The following is a 17,985-nucleotide window of genomic DNA, read 5'->3' as shown; positions in this document are numbered from 1 at the left end:
CAAAATAAAAAGCGCTATTCTTTTCTATGATTTTACAGAGAGAATAGCGTTTTTTATTTTTAAGGAGTATCTTTTTATATGCCTATAGAATGGAGTGAAAGGTTCATGGGTTTAAATGTACCTACTATTACCTTAGGTTCTAATGCGTCTAATAATGAAAAAATTCTCGGTTTAGGGGTGCTTCTTTATAGCTTACGTACAATTGAGATTAGAAAAAGTAGAGCGAGCGTTTAATGAGGCTGAAGTAGTGTTTATATGCGAAACTTTATAGAAATCTCATTTTTCTAATTGTATCTTTTTAGATTGATGGATGTGGGGTCACGTCCATCAATCTAAGAAAACAAGTTAGCTAAAAAATGATGAAAATAAACTTTATAGAAATAAAAAATATGAACGTAGAGGATGAAACAAAGTATATAGTGCTTTTTTAGTCATGTAATCTTTTAATCTGATGATCTTTTCCCCATTCAAACAGATTATCCATTATTTGCATTAAAGATTTTCCGTATTCACTTAGTGTGTACTCAACCTTTGGTGGAACTTCTTGATATACGGTACGATAGATAATCCCATCAGCTTCAAGTTGCCGAAGTTGTTGTGTAAGAACCTTTTGTGTAATGTTTGGGATTTCTCGTTTAATTTCATTTGTTCGCATTTTTCCATCCGACAAAATACATAAAATATGAACTTTCCATTTTCCACCGATTACATCGAGTGTTGTTGCAATTGGGCAATTATCATTTTGATTCATATAACACCTCCACAGGTACTTTAAGGTTCCTATAGCACTTTAAAGTACGTACTTTTCAATTATATGTGACTCATTCATACTAATACGTAAAGGGTTGAATAATTTATAAAGGGGATGAAAAAAGATGAAAACACTTGTAATTGTAGCACATCCTGATATTGAAAAATCAAAAATTAATAAAAGATGGATTGAAGAACTTGAGAAATATTCGGATGAAATTACGGTGCATGAATTGTATAAAGTGGCACCGAATTGGGAGTTTAATATTGAAGAAGAGCAAAAGTTATTAGTAGAACATGACAGATATATATTTCAATTTCCGCTTTACTGGTATAGCTCACCACCATTATTAAAAAAATGGTTCGATGATGTATTAACATATGGATTTGCATACGGATCTAAAGGAGATAAAGTGAAGGGGAAAGAATTTGGTGTAGCTATTTCTATAGGTGGATTAGAAAAAGACTATGAAAATAGTAGAATTACAATGGATGAGTTGACGAAACCATTCCAAGCTACATGCTTATACACAGGTATGGAATTTATACCTTCCTTTTATTTATATGGTGCAGAATATAAACTAAGTGATGAAGAGATTGATAAAAGTGCACCTGAGTATGTGCAATATGTGATGAACAAGAAGTATTCTAATATATAATGGGAAATATCCATTTACTTGTAAAGTAAATGGATATTTTATATTCTTCTTATATTCACTAAGTGTAATCTTTAGTAAATTAATAGTTAATCTGGTAAAATAAAAAACCTAACATATATAAAGGGGAGTTTTACTTGAGAACGATGCGACAATTATTACAAAAGAGAGCAATGCAATCACCAAATTTGGAAGCGCTTGTAGGGGGGAAGAAAAGATATTCGTTTCAGCAATATAATGAACGAGTAAATCAGTTTGCACATTATTTGTTATATAATGGTGTGCAAAGAGGAGATCGTATAGGAATACTATGCAAAAATAATCACCCATTTCCAAGCGTTATGATGGCAAGTTTAAAAATTGGAGCGGTATTTATTCCGCTAAATCATCAGCTGACTGTTTATGAATTAGAAACGATTGTAAAAGAAGCGAAATTAAAAGTGTTAGTTATTGATGAAGAATTTAATGAAGTGTTATTAAAGGTTGATGCTGTTAAAGAAATTCCTTATGTAATTCAAACGACAAAAGAAGACTTTGGTTCATTTGAATTAGAGTTGCAAAAACAGCCAACGACAGAACCGAACGTAGAAGTTCATGAAGAAGATGATGCCATTTACTTGTTTACATCAGGAACGACTGGACAGGCAAAAGCATGTGTAATTGGACATAAAAACTTACATCATTATTTTGCTGAAATTGCGGGACAAAGAGAAATCCCAGCAGGTGAACGCTTTTTATCTGTGCATCCATTGTTTCATATGAGTGGCGTGCTTTCTATTTTAAATTGTATTTATCATGGCGTTACGATGATCTTCTTAGCTCATTCGAATCCTGCTCTTATTTGGGATAAGATTGAAGAAGAGAAAATTACTACGATGCTTGCTTTCCCATCCGTTTATAGTTACATGCTTGATGAACTAAATAAAAAAGAACGTAACATTTCAACCTTTAAAGTAGCACAAAGCGGTGGTACAAAAGTGCCAGAAACACTCATTCAAAAATATATGGAAAAAGGCATATATATGGTGCAAGGCTATGGTAGTACAGAAGGTTGGGTTGTAACCTCATGGCATCCAATGATGGGAAAAGAAAAGATGTCTTCTGTAGGAAAGACCTTGAAAAATGTAGAGGTGAAAATTGTTCATCCGGAAACAGGACATGAACTAACAACAAATGAAGTTGGAGAGATTCATGTGAAGAGTCCATACATGTTTAAAGGATATTGGAATAATGAAAAGGCGACAAAGAAGGTAGTAAAAGATAACTGGTTTAACATGGGTGATGCTGGCATGATAGATGATGATGGATTCCTGCATATTATGGGAAGATATAAAGACGTTATTATACGCGGTGGTGACAATGTATATCCAGATCAAGTAGAAGATGTTATTCATGAAATACATGGTGTTTTAGAAGTTGCAGTAGTTGGAGTTCCAGATGACTTTTGGGGAGAGGTTCCGACAGCGTACATTGTAAAAGACATGCAAACATTTTTAACGGAAGAAGAAATTATACAGTATTGTAAAGAAAAACTAGCAAGCTATAAAATACCCAAAGTTGTATTTATGAACAAATTACCGAAAAATGCTTTAGGGAAAGTATTGAAAAGGGAATTAAGAGAAAATATACTTGTAAAATAAAAACGATTAAATGATGAGGAATCCAGTTATGTACAAAGCATAACTGGATTTTTTGTTTATGGTTCTGTTAGTAGACATCATAAAGATTTTAAAAATTTTGTGTTTTTGGTGTAATATTGAAAATAAAGGGATCTAACTAATTTCAGTACAAGGGGGAGAAAAGATGGCTATAAAATTAGAAACTGAGCATTTATGTATAGAACCTTTTACCAATGATGATGTTTTTAGAATTAAAGAATTGGCTAATGACAAGGAATTAGCTAATATTCTTGGGCTTCCGCATCCATATAAATTGGAGTTCGCGCAAGATTGGGTTGATATGCAACCAGAACTTATTAGGAAAGGAATTGAATATCCTTTAGGAATTGTCTCTAAAGAATCAAGAGAAATTGTAGGTACAATTACACTAAGAATTGACAAGGGTAACAATAGAGGTGAACTTGGTTATTGGATTGGTAAGAATTATTGGGGAAAGGGTTTTGCAACTGAGGCTGTAAACAGAATGATTCAATTTGGCTTTATCGAATTAGGTCTAAACAAAATTTGGGCATCTGCCATTTCCAGAAATAGATCGTCGATTAAAGTATTAGAGAAGTCGGGTTTACGTAAAGAAGGCACATTGAGACAAAATAGACTTTTATTAAATACATATGAAGATGTTGATGTTTATGGAATATTAAAGACAGAATACAACGTTTTAAATTACAGATAAGTTTGGTAGTATGATGACAAAAGGAAACCCTTTAGAACAGGGTTTCCTTTTTGTATTTCTCAAAAATTAATATTGTAGTTTAACAGGCCCTTGTTTATCAAAAACATAATAATTTACTAGATTTTGTATTTTGTGTAAGATAATAAAGAATATTCAAATATTAATCAAGGGAAGAGATGTAAATGAAGCTGCCGCTATTACAAATAGAGACAGAGAGACTTATGATCCGTCCGTTTCAAAAAGATGATTATGAAAGTTGGTTAGATGGATTTAATAAGAGGTTACCATCTCAGTATAAATATGACGATGGTTATCAAGTTATGGCATCATCAACAAAAGAATGGTTCACGGAATGGATAAGAGGCTTTGATGAAGCAGCACATCGAGATGAGATGTACGTATTAGGTATTTTTCGTAAAGAAGACGGAGCTAATATTGGTAAGTTAGAGCTTATAAAAATTTTACGTATGGACTATCAGTGGGCAATGATGGGCTACTCTATTCATAATCAATATTGGAAAAATGGATATGGGATAGAAAGTGTAAAAGCCGCGTTACCGTTATTTTTTAATCGTCTTCATTTTCATAGAATCGAGTTACATATACATGTTGATAATGAACCATCCGTTCGTCTTGCGGAAAGAGCAGGTTTTTCTTTTGAATGCAAGAGAGAGGCGTTTTCATTAGAGAATGGTAAGTGGATGGATTTTCTTATTTATTTTAAAAATAAGGAGATGAATATATGAGAGTGCTAATTACAGGTGGAAATCGCGGATTAGGGTTACAGTTAGTAAAAGTGTTTCATGAAAATGGACATATCGTTTATCCGTTAGTTAGAACTGAGGTTGCGTTAACACAATTGAAGAAAATGTTTAGTTGCAGATGTTTTCCTATATTAGCAGACTTATCAGTTGATGAGAGTACGGAGCAAATGAAAAACCAGCTTGAGGAATATGCAGAGTATATAGATCTAGTTATCAATAACGCAGGAATTACTGGAAAGGAGACTGAGGCTTTACATACAAATTCAGAAGAGTTAACGGACTTATTTAATATTCATTGCTTAGGTGTAATTCGAGCTGTAAAAGGTACATATATGGCTTTAGCTAAATCGGATCATCCGAGAATCATAAATGTGTCCTCTCGGTTAGGTTCATTGCATAAAATGGCGAACAAAGAGTTTCCACAAGGTCAGTTTTCATATTCATATCGAATTGCTAAAGCTGCACAAAATATGTTAACGCTCTGTTTACAACAAGAGTTTGAGGATAAAGGAATTCATGTAACTGCTATTCACCCAGGAAAATTAAAGACTGACACTGGTGCTTTTGATGCGAATATGACTCCGGCTGAAGGAGCAAAAAATATATATGATTGGGTAATAGATTCAAACGAGCATGTTTCAGGGAAGTTTATTGAGCCAGGTGTAGGTGAAATAAAGTGGTGATATACGATCTTGCAATCATTCAGAATCTGTTTGGCCCTTCTAAAAAAGTGTTAAATGGCTTACCAAATGCAGTAACGATTGAAGAAATCGAAGAAGACGTTTTGTATAACGTACAAACATATAAAGAAAAGATAAGTAGATTTGAAGAGGTTTGTTTTAATTGGGAGTTAAAAAGAGCGAGTATTGTATTAAACAAAAGGTTTAGTAGTCATAACTCAAGCGCAAAAGTGTTACTTGATGCCGGTTTTTCTTTGTATGCCGCAAAGATAGAAGTATGTAGAGAATTGAACAATGTAGAAGAGCTTGAAAGACAATATACATATTGATCAATAGCAGAAGGAACGTTATCGGAAAAAGATTTTAAATATATTTGGGAACAATGTATGTCGGGTTCAGGGAATCAAACTTCAATTTTAACTATCGATGAACATTTTTATTCTGTACAAACAGAGTTAGGTAAGGGTTGGGAAAAGTCATGTATTGTTTTTTATGATAAAAATGAGCCGATTGGTATGTCCATACCGCATATAGAAACTGGAACAGAAAGTGAAGGACGATTATTTTATTTTGGGGTAATGCCTTATTATCGTGGGAAAGGAATTGCTTCCCGGCTGCATCTTCAATCTTTACATATGTTAAAGGAAATAGAGGCTACTTATTACATCGGAAGCACACATACTTCAAATGAAAAGATGCAGAGAATATTTTGGAGAAATAATTGTTCGTTGAAAACGGAGGTAGAGCTTTATTATAAAATTTTTACAGAAGGTTAGGGAAAAAGAAAATGAAGACTATAAACGTATTTCATTACGACGCATTTACGAATAAACCAAATAAGGGAAATCCAGCAGGTATTGTATTAGAAGCAGATGGATTAACGGAAGAGGAAATGCAAATTATTGCTGAAAAAGTTGGATATAACGAAACAACTTTTGTTCTTTCCTCAGAAGTAGGAGATATAAGAATGCGCTATTTTACACCTGGTTTTGAAATGGATTTATGTGGTCATGGGACAGTAGGAACGATATTTGCCTTGCGCGAAAAAGGTTTATTAGAAGAGAAAAGTAACCTTACGATTGAAACGAAGGCTGGGATTTTACCGATACAAATAGGTGTAAATGAAAATGGAGAAACCTTTATTAAAATGAGACAGGCAGCACCTCAGTTTAAAGAATTTACAGGTTCAAAAGAAGAATTAGCTCATAGTATCGGTTTAGAAATAAATGATTTAGATGTAAGTTTACCGATTGTATATGGAAGTACTGGTAATTGGACTGTAATTGTACCGATTAAAAATCTTAATGCATGTGAGAGAATGAAACCTAATAATGCTGCATTTCCATCAGTATTAAAAGAAATACCTAATGCTTCTATTCACCCAATTTGTCTAGAAACTTATGATGAACTAGCACAAATGCACGGCCGTCATTTTTCATCAGCTTACGCTGGGACGATTGAAGATCCAGTGACAGGAACAGCTTCAGGTGTAATGGGAGCGTATTATGCGGAGTATTTAGAGAAAGGTTTTGAACATGAATTGAGTTTAATCGTTGAGCAAGGACAGGAAATAAATAAAGATGGTCGTGTAACTGTTTATGTAACGAAAGGGATAGAAAACGAGAAGTTACAAATAGATATTGCTGGAACAGCGGTGTATGTGAAAGAGTTTGAAGTTTCAATATAAAGTGAAACTTTAATCAGTGGGGGTCTTACTGCCCGGTGAATAGCGGGATAAAAAGAAAGCCCGGAATACATCCGGACTTTCATTATCTGTTCAATACTTCAATGTACGAAGCATTTCCAGTTGTTCTTAAAGCGGAGCGGAAATTATTATTTTCTAACGTTTTAGCAACTTGTTGTAACTGCTGTGCATCATCATGATGAATAAGTAAGCTGTCAGCACCGCTTTCCTCTATATGAATGTGTTCGACATTTCCGATTGCATCATGTACAGCTTTTAAAAATTCAGGTTTCATATTGTCCTCCTATATGTATGTAACGTTGTAATTTAGTATTTCCTTATTTATGAAATATAAAAGTAAATGAAAGGAGAAATAAAAATGAATATAAAGCAATTTAATGAACATATAACATCACTATTTGGAGAGCATCTTCATAAATATGGCGATGATGAATATGGTTTTACTTATATAAGTAAAGATGAATTTCACAAAATCGGTTACACAACAAATTTAACGTTAGAAACTATTGAAGAAGCGTATCGAAATGGAGTCGATATGATAGTTACACATCATGCGCCGTGGAGTTTTTTATTTGGTATGGAAGAGGCATGTATTGAGAAATTGAAGCAATATGAAATGAATCATTTTTGGATTCATTTGCCGTTAGATTTTGTAAAGTTTGGCACGTGTACATCGTTATTTAACGAAATTAGGATAGATACAATACTGGAATATTCAACCTATGAGGAAGAAGAACTACCAGGAATAGGAGAATATAAAGAAGCCATTCCTTTTTCAAACTTAGTTGGAAAACTTGAAGAAAAAATGGAAGAGAAAGTGAAGAGCTGGAGAAATCACGATAAACCAGTAAAACGGATTGCAATCTTAACCGGTGCAGGAAATAATACAAATTTGATTGAACGTGCATTAGAAAAAGGATGTGACACGTACATAACAGGTGAAAAAACATTATATACAGTGCAACATGCGAAATTTAAAGGAATTAATTTAATTGTAGGTAGTCATACGTTTACAGAAGTGTTTGGTGTAGAAAGTTTGGTTCTTAAGTTAAAAGAAAGAGATAATTCAATAGAAATTACTAGATTAAATGAAGATCATTTGGAGTGAAGAAATCACATCGCATTACCATAAATGGAATGAACTTTATGATGGAATATTGAAGGAAGCAGTTGAAATGAAATAAAATTATCTTTTGTTATATTAAGATTTTTAGGAGGAATTCCCTTATGTTTGTCAAATAATAGTAAAGTTGTCTTTTGAATTAAGGAAATATTCGGAGTTGAAGGGTGAGAGAATGGACATTTCAATAATCACTGCACAACTAGTTAAGGAAAAAGTTATTTCACATTATCCAAATAGCGTAAAAGCACTAAACGGGGGAACGACAAGTACTATATATTTGTTAGATGAACAATACGTTATAAAGTTGAATGAATCGGATGTCATACGTGAAGAAGCTTATTTTCTTCAGTTTTATAAAAAGGACGAATTATTTCCAAAGCTTTTATATAAGGAACCTTTAAATCGCTATATTGTTTACTCATTCCTTGAGGGCACAACTTCTTGCAAACTAGGCCATAAACGGAGTGTTCTTAGTAAACTTGTAAAGGAAGTTATCAATAAGTATGAAGTAGCTACAGAGGTTGATGGCTGGGGATGGAAAGAAAGCCCAGTTCAATCTTGGAATGAATTTTTAACGACAAATGTGATGGAAGCTCATGAAAATGTAAGACGTTATATAAGTGAGGAAGAGTATAGAACGGTTTTTAAGTTAGCAAATAGTCCAAGTAGGGGGACTGGAATAAATGAGCCATTTTTATTGCATGGTGATCTTGGATTTCATAATTTTATATTTCAAGAGAATAAACTGCACGGTGTAATTGATCCTTTACCAGTGTTAGGAGATCCTATATATGATTTAATTTATGCGTTCTGTTCAACTCCGGAAGATTTAACAAAAGAAACGATTGGTTATGCGATGAAACAATGTGTATTTTATAAAAAAGACCGTGATTTATATGAAGAAATAGTCATAGGATTATATTTGCGTATAGATACATGTTTACGGCACCACCCGAAAGATTTAGAAGATTATTTAGCAGCTTGGCGTTATTGGATGGGTGAGGTTGAGGTGACTTTTTAGTACAAATATTTTGGGGGAGATAGTGAGATGAATGTTGCAGAAGCGAAAAAGGATTTACTGTAATTCCATTATCGGTTACAGTTGCCTATTTACTTACTTTTATAAGTTTATTAATTGAAAATAAAAAAGTAGATTATTATCAACAAAAATCAGCTTAATAAAAATATAGGGATAGGGGGAATTATGATGAAAAATTTCGTTTGTACAACGTGCGGTGTGCAGTATGCAGCGAGTGTAGAGGAACCGGTGAGTTGTCATATTTGTGATGAAGAGAGGCAATATGTGAATCCGAAAGGGCAGTCTTGGACGACTTTAGAAAATTTGCAAACAGATGATACATATAAAAATGAAATAATCAAAGAGGAAAATGGACTTTATAGTATTACGACAAAACCAGGATTTGCGATCGGTCAAACGGCATTTATAGTGAAAACAGAGTCATATCGTTTACTATGGGACTGCATTACGTATTTAGATGAAACGACAATTGCGAAAATAAAAGAGCTTGGTGGATTAGATGCAATTGCATTGTCTCATCCTCATTATTATTCAACGCAAGTAGAATGGGCAGAGACATTTGATGTACCAATTTATATACATGAAGATGATAAAGAATGGGTGATGCGCCCAAGTAGTCGTATTATTTATTGGTCTGGTGAGTCTTTACAATTAGCGGATGGGATTACTGTACATCGTCTTGGAGGACATTTTAGTGGTGGTTCTGTATTGCATTGGGAAGAAGGTAATGATGGAAAAGGGATTTTGTTAACAGGTGATATTATTCAAGTTGTAGCGGATGAGCGGTGGGTAAGTTTTATGTATAGCTATCCAAACTTAATTCCATTACCAGCGAGAAAAGTGGAAGAAATGGTGAACCGAGTGAAGCCGTTACAGTTTAATCGTTTATACAATGCTTTTCATCGAGTAGTAAAAGAAAATGCAAATGAGGCAGTTGAACGTTCTGCTGAAAGATATATAAAAGCAATAGAAGGAAAGTTGTTTCATACGTAAAAGGAGAGTAGCTTAATGAAAACGTTAGTGTGCTTTGGAGATAGTATTACAGCTGATGAAACATTTTTTGATGGAATGCCGAGATTAACACCACGTTTGCAAGAGATGTTTCCGAAGTGGAAAGTAGTGAATGCAGGTGTTCCAGGGGATAATACATTCGATGCGTTACATAGGATTGAAGAAGATGTAATATCATATAAACCAGATTTCGTAACAGTTTTTCTTGGTACGAATGATGCAGTTTCTTTTTCTCAAGTGTCATTACAAGCATATAAAGAAAACTTAGAGAAGATTGTGAACCATATTTCATCAGATAAAGTACTACTGATTAGTCCTGCACCAGTTGATGAAGAAAGACAGCGTAATAGAACAAATAGAGTGCTTGGTCAGTATGCAGACGTGGTGGAGAAAGTGGCGAGGGAAACAGGAAGTTATTTTCTAAACGTATTCGCTGAAATGATTCAAGAACGGGATTATAAAAGATTTGTAGAAAATGGTGAAAAAGATGGATTACACTTTGGACCAGAAGGCTATGAGTATGTAGCGAGGTTAATTGGTGAAAAGTTAAAAGGAATTTTATAAGGAGCAAAGCACTTAGTGTTTTGCTTTTTCTTGTTTTTTTGCAGTCTATAAACTTATTCACCGCTGTAATTTGCACAGATATTTTGTTTTTTTATATGCGTAAAAGGTTAGCTCTGTTTTAAAGTAATATAAATTTATTTTTAAAAATTTATATTTCGTAGTTGAAAATCAATAAAGGTGTAACTATAATAGTTACAGTTAGTTTGTTATTTTGAAATATACACATTGAATTACAAGAATGAAAGGAGTTTTTATGTAAATCAAAAAGTTATAAAAATCTATTAATTTTTATAATAAGATAAAAAGATTTTTGGTTCATACACATTATTAAATATGTTAATTCTAATAGAAAACTAGAGGTGGAAAGATGAAAAATTTTAAAGGTATGTTGGTATCATCACTTGCAATTACAACTTTTGCTGGGGTAGGTACGACATTTGTAACAAATACAGTACATGCTGCCAATAACGATTCTAGTAAAATACAATTTCGTTCTAATAAGAGTATAAACACAACAACTAGCTCGAGATTGCCTGTATTATCAATCAATCCTTATGATGAACCTAGATTTTCGAGACAGGGATATCTTGAAGAGGCACCTTTAGGAATTAATGCTCCTTATGCTTGGGGAATTAAAGGAGGAGATGGTCAAGGAGCAACCTTTGTAGATTTGGAAGAAGGCTGGTTATTAAATCATGAAGATTTAGTCGGTCAAAATATTGAATTTATGTCTGGAAAAATGAGTAATGATCTTTCTCACGGTACTTCAGTTCTAGGTGTTGTTTCTGCAGCTGACAATAGGATTGGGAACATTGGGATTGCACCAAAAGCAAAGGCAAAAGTAATTTCAGTGATCCGAGATAATGGGAGAATCGATGTAAGAGATGCTATTTTAAGTGCCGTAGATTCTTTACAGGCTGGAGATGTTTTATTAATAGAAGAATCCTTTAAATATGATGGATATGGAGATGACCCTTTACCAGTAGAAGTATACCCGAGTATATTTAACGCAATTCGCAAAGGTACAGATAAAGGCATTATTATTGTAGAAGCAGCTGGTAATGGTGGGATTGATTTAGATGAATTTAAAGACCGTAATGGTAAACAGATTTTAAATCGAAATAGTCCAGACTTTAAAGATTCAGGAGCTATTATAGTTGGAGCATCTACTGCAAGAGTTCCTCATAAACGTTTAGGTTTCTCTAACTATGGTAGTAGAATTGATGTATATGGTTGGGGAGAGTATGTTGATACATTAGATACATATCAAAATCAAAATAGTAAAGGGCAAAAAGTTACAGATCAGAATATAATGAATCGTTATACTTCTAACTTCCGTGGTACTTCTAGCGCTTCGCCTATAATTGCTGGGGCTGCTGTATCAATTCAAGGGATTGCTAAAGAACATTTAGGTAAGGCATATACACCAAAAGAATTGAGGGCAATTTTAAGTAATCCTAATACAGGCACAAAGTCTAATAATCCATCATCTGATAAAATAGGGGTTTTACCAGATTTAAAAGCGATTTTGTCTAACCTTGGATTTCATAGTGATTTGACTACCAATGATACTATGGTATTTCCAGATAACGTAGAAAAAAATGAAGGAAAAGAAAATTCAACTTTCGTATTTCCAGGTGAAGAAACAAAAAGAACAGGTGATAAAAATTCAACTGTAACCTTCCCAGAAGAAGATTTAAAACAGGAGGAAAAAGAAGAGGGATTAATTGTTTTTCCTGATTAATAAAAAAATACTACCTTCCATTTGGAGGTAGTATTTTTTATTTCTTGTCATTAACAAGCAGGCATGAAATTTGTATTTGTTTATCTTTCATAATGAACTTAACCACAAAGTCGAATGTTTGACTGTTAATTAACTTTTTCGTCTCAATCAATTACATGAATTAATCTAGAAATGCTTGCTGCAATGCTTTCAGTCCATCGCTGTATATACCATGAAACAGATTTATTGCCTCTTCATCACTAACCTCAACAGGAGTGAACGTACCAGACCACTCTACTAATGATGTGTTACTTTCAGTACCTTTTTTCACCCGGATTGTAGATAAATAATTAGTGACCGGGAACGGTGCATTCATGATTGAATACGTGTAGTAGCGTTCCTTATCATTGAATACTTCTAAGCGTTCTATAATTGTATCACCATCTGGATTAGCTAGATGACGTACACGACCGCCTTCAGTTAATTTACTACTAGGTATATAAGGTAACCAGTCTGGAAGGGAGTTGAAACCTCCTATTAATTGCCATACTTGTTCAGGTGATCCGAAAATTTCCATAGATATAGTAGTATATGCCATGTTCATTACGCTCCTTTTCATCCCGGTATTTACGGGTAAATAATCAGTAGAGAATAAATCGCCCCACTGATTAAAGTTTCACTTTATAGGTCCATAACTTATAGTGAGAATGAATTTTATCGTGGATTTTTTATTTAATATATAATTATAAATTTAAAACTATATACTTTTAATAATTAAATTATATAATAAATATAGAAACGAAAATTTATGAGCAAGGAAGTTGAAAAATATGACATTAACAATGGGCTTTATTGGATTTGGAAAGTCAGCTAACCGCTATCACTTACCTTATGTAAACACACGTAATAATATAAAAATAAAAACGATTTTTGTACGTCAAATAAATGAGAAATTAGCGGCTCCATATAAGGAAAAAGGTGTTTACTTCACTACTGATTTGGACGAATTGTTGAATGACAAGGAAATTCAAGTGGTGACGATCTGTACGCCAGCACATACGCATTATGAATTAGCAAAAAAAGTTATACTAGCTGGAAAATCAGTTATCGTTGAAAAACCATTTTGCGATACAGTGGAACATGCGAAAGAATTATTAGCTTTAGGACGAGAAAAAGGTGTAGTAGTTATGCCTTATCAAAACCGCCGTTTTGATGGTGATTTTTTAGCTGTGAAGCAAGTAATTGAACAAGGATTCCTTGGTGATATTATTGAGATTGAATCACATATTGATTATTTCCGTCCTGGTTCAATCACTCATGAAGCTCCAAAAGAAGAAGGTTCATTTTACAGTTTAGGTATTCATACGATGGACCGTATGATTTCACTATTCGGCCGTCCAGATACGGTGACATACGATATTCGTAATAATGAAATGGAAGGTGCGGTTGATAATTATTTCGATGTTGGTTTACATTACGGAAATCAGTTGAAGATTAAGCTGAAAACGAACCATGTCGTAGCAAAAGATTATCCACGCTTTATCGTTCATGGAACAAATGGATCATTTATTAAATATGGTGAAGATCAGCAGGAAAATGATTTGAAAGCGGGGATTATGCCTGAGAGTGCAGGGTTTGGTGAAGATTCACCGATGTACTATGGAGTTGCTAAATATCGTAATGCAAATGGTGACTGGATTGAAAAACAAATTAAAACGCCGCTTGGTGATTACGGTCGTTTCTATGATGCCGCGTATGAAACAATTATAAATGGTGCACCAAAACTTGTGAAAGACGAAGAAGCGGTAACGAATATAGAAATCTTAGAAAATGGATTTGCTGCCCCATCACCTTCAGTTTACAAACTTGAGGCTTTACATTTGAATGAATAGAAGAGAGTTTGCAGTATAAAGGAGGTATGAAAATGGCAAGCGGATCAACACAAGTAAAATACCTCGGCATTTATCAAAAGATTAAACAGCAAATTTTAGACGGTGAATATAAAATCAACGAAAAAATTCCGAGTAGCCCCGTCCTTGCTGAAGAATTTGGTGTTTCAGCCCTTACTATTAAGAAAGCGCTGGATCTATTAGTTAGAGATGGCTACATCATCCGCCGGCGCGGAAGTGGAACAGTGGTGCAAGATTGGCGTCAACAGGAAAAGGCACGAATGATTCAAACTTTAACGGGTACGAAAGCTGTATACGGCAGTGAGGTAGAAAGTAAAATTATCGAGTTTGCGATTGTTGGGGCTGATGAAGTAGTTGCTGAGAAATTGGGAGTTTCAATCGGTGATTTCGTCTATAAAATCATTCGCCTCCGCATCATTCACAGCATTCCGACGATTATGGAGCATACATGGATGCCAATTTCGGTTATCCCAGGTGTTGAGGCTTCTGTTTTAGAGGAGTCGATATACTCACATATTCAAAATAAACTTGGTCTTGAAGTAGGGACATCTGTTGTCAGGGTTAAAGGAAGTCGCCCAGATGATAGGGAAAAGCAGTTTATGAACTTAACAAATCAGGATTTCCTAATGCGAGTTGAACAAGTAGCTTATTTAACGGATGGACGAACTTTTGAATATTCTTATGCAGATCATCTACCCGAAACCTTTGAGTTTGAAACAGTCATTACTGCAAAAAATTATAAAGAGATATAAAAATCGGTTGAGGCAAGTATTGTCTCAACTGCTCCTATTATACGTTAATAGAATGAATCCAAGACTTAACATTTGATTTATAGAACTGTAAAGTTTAAAATTACAGTATAGTTTTTAGAAGTGAGTTGTTATCGTCTGTAAAATGTAGATAAATTAAATATTCTCGAATAAATAATATTGCTTGTATTTGATTCTAAACTGTAATTTTTTTTAATACATTTCAATAACCGATGTTTAAAATGTACGTTTCATAACATTAAAGGAGTGAGTGAAATATGGTAATTCTATATACAACAGCAAGCTGTGCCTCATGCCGAAAAGCGAAAGCATGGCTTGAAGAGCATCAAATTGATTATATTGAAAAAAACATCGTATCAAATTCTATGACAGTTGATGAGCTTAAATCGATTCTTCGTTTAACTGAAGAGGGGGCTACTGAAATTATTTCAACTAGATCGAAAACTTTTCAGGACTTAAATATAAATATTGAGGAGCTCTCGCTCAATGAATTTTATACATTAATAATTGAGCATCCACTAATGTTACGTCGCCCAATTATGCTGGACGAGAAAAGATTGCAGATTGGTTTTAATGAGGAAGAAATTCGTAAATTTTTACCACGTAGCGTTCGAACGTTTTTGAACATTGAATTGCAAAAATTGGCCAATTAATAAGTAGTATTTTTAGAAAAAGTTTTTTGAAAGGAGGAAGCAGAAGATGATTGAAGTATGTGTTACAGTTAATTATAATGATAGAAATTATCAAACAAATGTTATTGTGAGTAAAGATACGATTTGGACAAAAATTAAACAGTTGGCAGAAGAACAAGTGAAGAAACAGTGGAGTGTTTAATTTTATTTTCAACTTAAAAAGCTAAATGAAGTTATCAGATATAGGTGGGACCGGATAGAATATAAGAGAATTAATTTTTTATGGCAAGAAGTATTCTATATGTTTTAACGTTCTAACCTATCTGTAATATTTATGGCTACAGTTAATATATGAGAAACAATATTTTTGATCGTAGGAGGAAAATCATGAACAGCGACTTTACCTTGGCCATACACAGTTTAACTTATTTAGCTTTACAGCCAGATCGGATGTCAACAAGTAATGCTATTTCAGAAAGTGCAGGTGTACATCCAGTACGCATTCGCAAAGTACTAAGTTTGTTAAAAAAACATAAGTTTATACAATCGAAAGAGGGGACTGGTGGCGGTTTTATTTTCGCTCGCGATTTAGATGAAATTAATCTTTGGCATATTTATCAGATAACCTCTGAAGGTGCTTTGCAGCCGAAGTGTCCAGAATCAAACAATCAGTGTGTTGTAGGTTCGAACATGCGAAAAGTTCTTTTCGCTATTTTCTTAGGTGCTGAAGAGCATCTAGGTGAATACTTAAAGAATTATACAATGAAAGAAGTTGTTGACCTTATCAATCAAGAGCGTTAAGCGGCTTAATTATTATATAGCCGTGAGTTCTTAACACTTAAATGTAATGAAAAATATTACAGTATAATTGTTTTTATATCTTTTTTATCGTCACAAAAAATATTTATAGGAAGGTGAAACGGTATGATGTCAAATAATAATCATGTTTTAAAAGTAGGAGATTGGGTTCGTGGAATATCAAATGAAGGTGAATTAATAGTTGGTTATATTGTATCACTTGATGATGTAGAGGATATAGTTACAGTTAGTATTGTGAAACGTGACGGCCAGTACACAATAAACGAAGCGATTTTACTCTTTAGTAAACACGTTAACAAACTCCCTGAATCAAAGGTAATAAATAAGGAACAAATCCTTTATCTTATAGATCTTGCATTATTAACAGGGGATGAAGAATGGTTTATCGAGCTTTCTTCAAAATTAAACTCGATAAAAGAGCTAGTTAATGAGGGATTTTAAAATTTAAACTTTTGAGGGTGCACACAATCCGCCTTATGGAGAGGACACAATTACTTTTCGCATAAAAGGAAATGATGTAAAAACGATTCATTACAAACATAGAGATATCCCTGAAGAAGAGCCGAACAAACTACAATTAAGATGATATTGAAGTGATTTGTTTGTGTATTCCTGATAACGATAATTATGTAAATGAGCTGTCCATATGGGGCAGCTTTTTTGCTTTTTGCTCAGTGTAGCTTTTTAAATTGTATATGAATTCAATATTAATAATATATATCCTAAAATTTGGTTTTTGTATTTTGGGATTTTTTTCTTTTTACCTACATTAATTATTTATTAGAATATCTTTTATGTTTAAAATAAGATTTTTTGATAAAAGGGGATATAAGTATCTTTATAATAAGTCACCTAGAAAAACAATGTATTATTGTATTTTTTTAATAACTAATTCAGCTTTAAGCGATAAAAACAATGGCTACATGCTAACTGTAAAATATTATCCATATAAAATTATTCCTCTTTAATATTTCTGAAAATATAAAAATATTAATTTTATAAATATACACGTTATAATGAGGGCGTCGAGAGAAATTTTATTATCTCTGGAGAAAATATAAAAAATGCGATTATTAGTAAGAAAGGTGTGTGATTAGAGGCGAAATGTATGTAATGTGCTTCAGTGGCTTGTGTAAGCAATATCATCAGTGCTACCGAAGTTATGAAGGTAATGTATAGAATTGAGAAAGAAATGCCTCGCAAATGAAGAGAGGCCGGTTTAGCTAAAATTACTGTTAAAAGTAAAAAAGAGAAACCATTAAAGTAATACACTGTTATTAGAAATGTTGCAACGTATTTATGAAGTCTATTCTATATTGTTCTCTTAAGGGGTCTTTATATAAAGAGCGGATATTACGAGTAAACTTTTTTGTGAACGCTAACAATTATATTAGGACGCTAATTAGTGAATGTTTCAATTTGGATTCATTATGATGAAGGACATACAATGTGGGGCAACTTGTAAGGAATTCATTTTCCAGAAAGGG

Annotated in this window: 21 protein-coding genes and 3 pseudogenes; 21 read left to right on the top strand and 3 right to left on the bottom strand. The window is 33.4% G+C overall.

The annotated features are described in order from the left end of the window. The first annotated feature begins 78 nt into the window (after positions 1-78). Positions 79-234 carry a hypothetical protein gene (locus NST86_RS17175; RefSeq protein WP_001121202.1) on the top strand — a complete coding sequence of 52 codons (156 nt, stop codon included), beginning with the start codon at positions 79-81 and terminating at the stop codon, positions 232-234. A gap of 193 nt (positions 235-427) precedes the next feature. On the opposite strand, the gene NST86_RS17170 is transcribed toward NST86_RS17175, so the two are convergent. Then, the gene (locus NST86_RS17170; RefSeq protein ID WP_001072981.1) at positions 428-751 is read right to left on the bottom strand and encodes a winged helix-turn-helix transcriptional regulator; all 324 of its coding nucleotides are present in this window, start codon (positions 749-751) and stop codon (positions 428-430) included. Between the two features lie 124 nt (positions 752-875). Here NST86_RS17170 and NST86_RS17165 point away from each other — a divergent pair, with 124 nt between their 5' ends. The 7 genes and pseudogenes from NST86_RS17165 (at position 876) to NST86_RS17135 (ending at position 6,889) form a co-directional block, all read left to right on the top strand. Continuing rightward, on the top strand, positions 876-1,409 hold the full coding sequence (locus NST86_RS17165) for an NAD(P)H-dependent oxidoreductase (protein WP_000855232.1): 534 nt from the start codon (positions 876-878) through the stop codon (positions 1,407-1,409). A 134-nt stretch (positions 1,410-1,543) separates the two neighbouring features. Continuing rightward, positions 1,544-3,046: a class I adenylate-forming enzyme family protein gene (locus NST86_RS17160; protein WP_140159050.1), complete on the top strand. Its 1,503-nt coding sequence runs from the start codon at positions 1,544-1,546 to the stop codon at positions 3,044-3,046. A 163-nt stretch (positions 3,047-3,209) separates the two neighbouring features. Beyond that, the gene (locus NST86_RS17155) at positions 3,210-3,758 is read left to right on the top strand and encodes a GNAT family N-acetyltransferase (protein WP_000985518.1); all 549 of its coding nucleotides are present in this window, start codon (positions 3,210-3,212) and stop codon (positions 3,756-3,758) included. 182 nt (positions 3,759-3,940) lie between these two features. Continuing rightward, positions 3,941-4,504, top strand: coding sequence for a GNAT family N-acetyltransferase (locus NST86_RS17150; protein ID WP_000775348.1), 564 nt, complete (start codon positions 3,941-3,943; stop codon positions 4,502-4,504). Beyond that, positions 4,501-5,205 (top strand): SDR family NAD(P)-dependent oxidoreductase, encoded by a 705-nt coding sequence (locus NST86_RS17145; RefSeq protein ID WP_001264499.1) that lies wholly within the window; start codon positions 4,501-4,503, stop codon positions 5,203-5,205. The genes NST86_RS17150 and NST86_RS17145 overlap by 4 nt, the downstream gene beginning before the upstream one ends. Then, positions 5,202-5,978 (top strand): annotated as a pseudogene (locus NST86_RS17140) (GNAT family N-acetyltransferase). The gene NST86_RS17145 and the pseudogene NST86_RS17140 overlap by 4 nt, the downstream one beginning before the upstream one ends. An 11-nt stretch (positions 5,979-5,989) precedes the next feature. Continuing rightward, positions 5,990-6,889 (top strand): PhzF family phenazine biosynthesis isomerase, encoded by a 900-nt coding sequence (locus tag NST86_RS17135; RefSeq protein ID WP_086423498.1) that lies wholly within the window; start codon positions 5,990-5,992, stop codon positions 6,887-6,889. 82 nt (positions 6,890-6,971) lie between these two features. On the opposite strand, the gene NST86_RS17130 is transcribed toward NST86_RS17135, so the two are convergent. After that, on the bottom strand, positions 6,972-7,181 hold the full coding sequence (locus NST86_RS17130) for a hypothetical protein (protein ID WP_000801654.1): 210 nt from the start codon (positions 7,179-7,181) through the stop codon (positions 6,972-6,974). An 84-nt stretch (positions 7,182-7,265) separates the two neighbouring features. Between NST86_RS17130 and NST86_RS17125 the strand changes: the two genes are divergently transcribed. From NST86_RS17125 to NST86_RS17105, 6 genes and pseudogenes are all read left to right on the top strand, one after another. Next, on the top strand, positions 7,266-8,015 hold the full coding sequence (locus tag NST86_RS17125) for a Nif3-like dinuclear metal center hexameric protein (protein ID WP_001022450.1): 750 nt from the start codon (positions 7,266-7,268) through the stop codon (positions 8,013-8,015). 187 nt (positions 8,016-8,202) lie between these two features. After that, positions 8,203-9,051: a phosphotransferase gene (locus NST86_RS17120; protein ID WP_000355249.1), complete on the top strand. Its 849-nt coding sequence runs from the start codon at positions 8,203-8,205 to the stop codon at positions 9,049-9,051. Between the two features lie 41 nt (positions 9,052-9,092). Further along, a pseudogene (locus NST86_RS34890) lies at positions 9,093-9,209 on the top strand (DUF7010 family protein); the annotation flags it as partial. Positions 9,210-9,234: 25 nt separating this feature from the next. Then, a complete protein-coding gene (locus NST86_RS17115; RefSeq protein WP_002000328.1) occupies positions 9,235-10,062 on the top strand; it encodes an MBL fold metallo-hydrolase in 828 nt (275 codons plus the stop codon). Between the two features lie 15 nt (positions 10,063-10,077). Further along, positions 10,078-10,644, top strand: coding sequence for an SGNH/GDSL hydrolase family protein (locus tag NST86_RS17110; protein ID WP_000855198.1), 567 nt, complete (start codon positions 10,078-10,080; stop codon positions 10,642-10,644). A gap of 367 nt (positions 10,645-11,011) precedes the next feature. Then, entirely contained in the window at positions 11,012-12,388 is a 1,377-nt protein-coding gene (locus NST86_RS17105) for a S8 family peptidase (RefSeq protein ID WP_061664249.1), read from the top strand. Positions 12,389-12,548: 160 nt separating this feature from the next. Here NST86_RS17105 and NST86_RS17100 read toward each other — a convergent pair whose 3' ends face one another. Further along, positions 12,549-12,965: an SRPBCC family protein gene (locus NST86_RS17100; protein WP_000332041.1), complete on the bottom strand. Its 417-nt coding sequence runs from the start codon at positions 12,963-12,965 to the stop codon at positions 12,549-12,551. 232 nt (positions 12,966-13,197) lie between these two features. On the opposite strand from NST86_RS17100, the gene NST86_RS17095 reads away from it, so the two are divergent. The 7 genes and pseudogenes from NST86_RS17095 to NST86_RS17065 all read left to right on the top strand — a co-directional run. Then, the gene (locus tag NST86_RS17095; RefSeq protein ID WP_000176636.1) at positions 13,198-14,259 is read left to right on the top strand and encodes an oxidoreductase; all 1,062 of its coding nucleotides are present in this window, start codon (positions 13,198-13,200) and stop codon (positions 14,257-14,259) included. A gap of 32 nt (positions 14,260-14,291) precedes the next feature. Beyond that, a complete protein-coding gene (locus NST86_RS17090) occupies positions 14,292-15,029 on the top strand; it encodes a GntR family transcriptional regulator (RefSeq protein WP_061664251.1) in 738 nt (245 codons plus the stop codon). 275 nt (positions 15,030-15,304) lie between these two features. Further along, positions 15,305-15,700: a transcriptional regulator SpxA gene (spxA, locus tag NST86_RS17085; protein ID WP_000236190.1), complete on the top strand. Its 396-nt coding sequence runs from the start codon at positions 15,305-15,307 to the stop codon at positions 15,698-15,700. Positions 15,701-15,746: 46 nt separating this feature from the next. Further along, positions 15,747-15,881, top strand: a complete 135-nt coding sequence (locus NST86_RS17080; RefSeq protein WP_000573532.1) for a BA3454 family stress response protein — start codon at positions 15,747-15,749, stop codon at positions 15,879-15,881. 185 nt (positions 15,882-16,066) lie between these two features. Further along, a complete protein-coding gene (gene saiR / locus NST86_RS17075; RefSeq protein WP_001083465.1) occupies positions 16,067-16,480 on the top strand; it encodes an Rrf2-family transcriptional regulator SaiR in 414 nt (137 codons plus the stop codon). A gap of 123 nt (positions 16,481-16,603) precedes the next feature. After that, positions 16,604-16,939, top strand: a complete 336-nt coding sequence (locus NST86_RS17070) for an IDEAL domain-containing protein (protein ID WP_000987462.1) — start codon at positions 16,604-16,606, stop codon at positions 16,937-16,939. Between the two features lie 7 nt (positions 16,940-16,946). Continuing rightward, positions 16,947-17,084: pseudogene (locus tag NST86_RS17065) on the top strand (DUF3888 domain-containing protein); the annotation flags it as partial. Positions 17,085-17,985 lie beyond the last annotated feature (901 nt).

Origin of the sequence: Bacillus sp. FSL L8-0199, from assembly GCF_038005705.1 — a bacterium.
Taxonomy (GTDB): domain Bacteria; phylum Bacillota; class Bacilli; order Bacillales; family Bacillaceae_G; genus Bacillus_A; species Bacillus_A cereus.
The sequence above is the reverse complement of the archived record's forward strand: the minus strand, read 5'-3'. Positions and strand labels throughout refer to the sequence as shown.

Bases quoted from the DNA above. Each gene is read 5' to 3' on its own strand.
- NST86_RS17095 (WP_000176636.1), top strand. From the start codon at position 13,198: ATGACATTAACAATGGGCTTTATTGGATTTGGAAAGTCAGCTAACCGC.
- NST86_RS17135 (WP_086423498.1), top strand. From the start codon at position 5,990: ATGAAGACTATAAACGTATTTCATTACGACGCATTTACGAATAAACCA.
- spxA (WP_000236190.1), top strand. From the start codon at position 15,305: ATGGTAATTCTATATACAACAGCAAGCTGTGCCTCATGCCGAAAAGCG.
- NST86_RS17115 (WP_002000328.1), top strand. From the start codon at position 9,235: ATGATGAAAAATTTCGTTTGTACAACGTGCGGTGTGCAGTATGCAGCG.
- NST86_RS17145 (WP_001264499.1), top strand. From the start codon at position 4,501: ATGAGAGTGCTAATTACAGGTGGAAATCGCGGATTAGGGTTACAGTTA.
- NST86_RS17155 (WP_000985518.1), top strand. From the start codon at position 3,210: ATGGCTATAAAATTAGAAACTGAGCATTTATGTATAGAACCTTTTACC.
- NST86_RS17175 (WP_001121202.1), top strand. From the start codon at position 79: ATGCCTATAGAATGGAGTGAAAGGTTCATGGGTTTAAATGTACCTACT.
- NST86_RS17090 (WP_061664251.1), top strand. From the start codon at position 14,292: ATGGCAAGCGGATCAACACAAGTAAAATACCTCGGCATTTATCAAAAG.
- NST86_RS17080 (WP_000573532.1), top strand. From the start codon at position 15,747: ATGATTGAAGTATGTGTTACAGTTAATTATAATGATAGAAATTATCAA.
- NST86_RS17105 (WP_061664249.1), top strand. From the start codon at position 11,012: ATGAAAAATTTTAAAGGTATGTTGGTATCATCACTTGCAATTACAACT.
- NST86_RS17170 (WP_001072981.1), bottom strand. From the start codon at position 751: ATGAATCAAAATGATAATTGCCCAATTGCAACAACACTCGATGTAATC.
- NST86_RS17125 (WP_001022450.1), top strand. From the start codon at position 7,266: ATGAATATAAAGCAATTTAATGAACATATAACATCACTATTTGGAGAG.
- NST86_RS17120 (WP_000355249.1), top strand. From the start codon at position 8,203: ATGGACATTTCAATAATCACTGCACAACTAGTTAAGGAAAAAGTTATT.
- NST86_RS17130 (WP_000801654.1), bottom strand. From the start codon at position 7,181: ATGAAACCTGAATTTTTAAAAGCTGTACATGATGCAATCGGAAATGTC.
- NST86_RS17110 (WP_000855198.1), top strand. From the start codon at position 10,078: ATGAAAACGTTAGTGTGCTTTGGAGATAGTATTACAGCTGATGAAACA.
- NST86_RS17100 (WP_000332041.1), bottom strand. From the start codon at position 12,965: ATGGCATATACTACTATATCTATGGAAATTTTCGGATCACCTGAACAA.
- NST86_RS17165 (WP_000855232.1), top strand. From the start codon at position 876: ATGAAAACACTTGTAATTGTAGCACATCCTGATATTGAAAAATCAAAA.
- saiR (WP_001083465.1), top strand. From the start codon at position 16,067: ATGAACAGCGACTTTACCTTGGCCATACACAGTTTAACTTATTTAGCT.
- NST86_RS17150 (WP_000775348.1), top strand. From the start codon at position 3,941: ATGAAGCTGCCGCTATTACAAATAGAGACAGAGAGACTTATGATCCGT.
- NST86_RS17070 (WP_000987462.1), top strand. From the start codon at position 16,604: ATGATGTCAAATAATAATCATGTTTTAAAAGTAGGAGATTGGGTTCGT.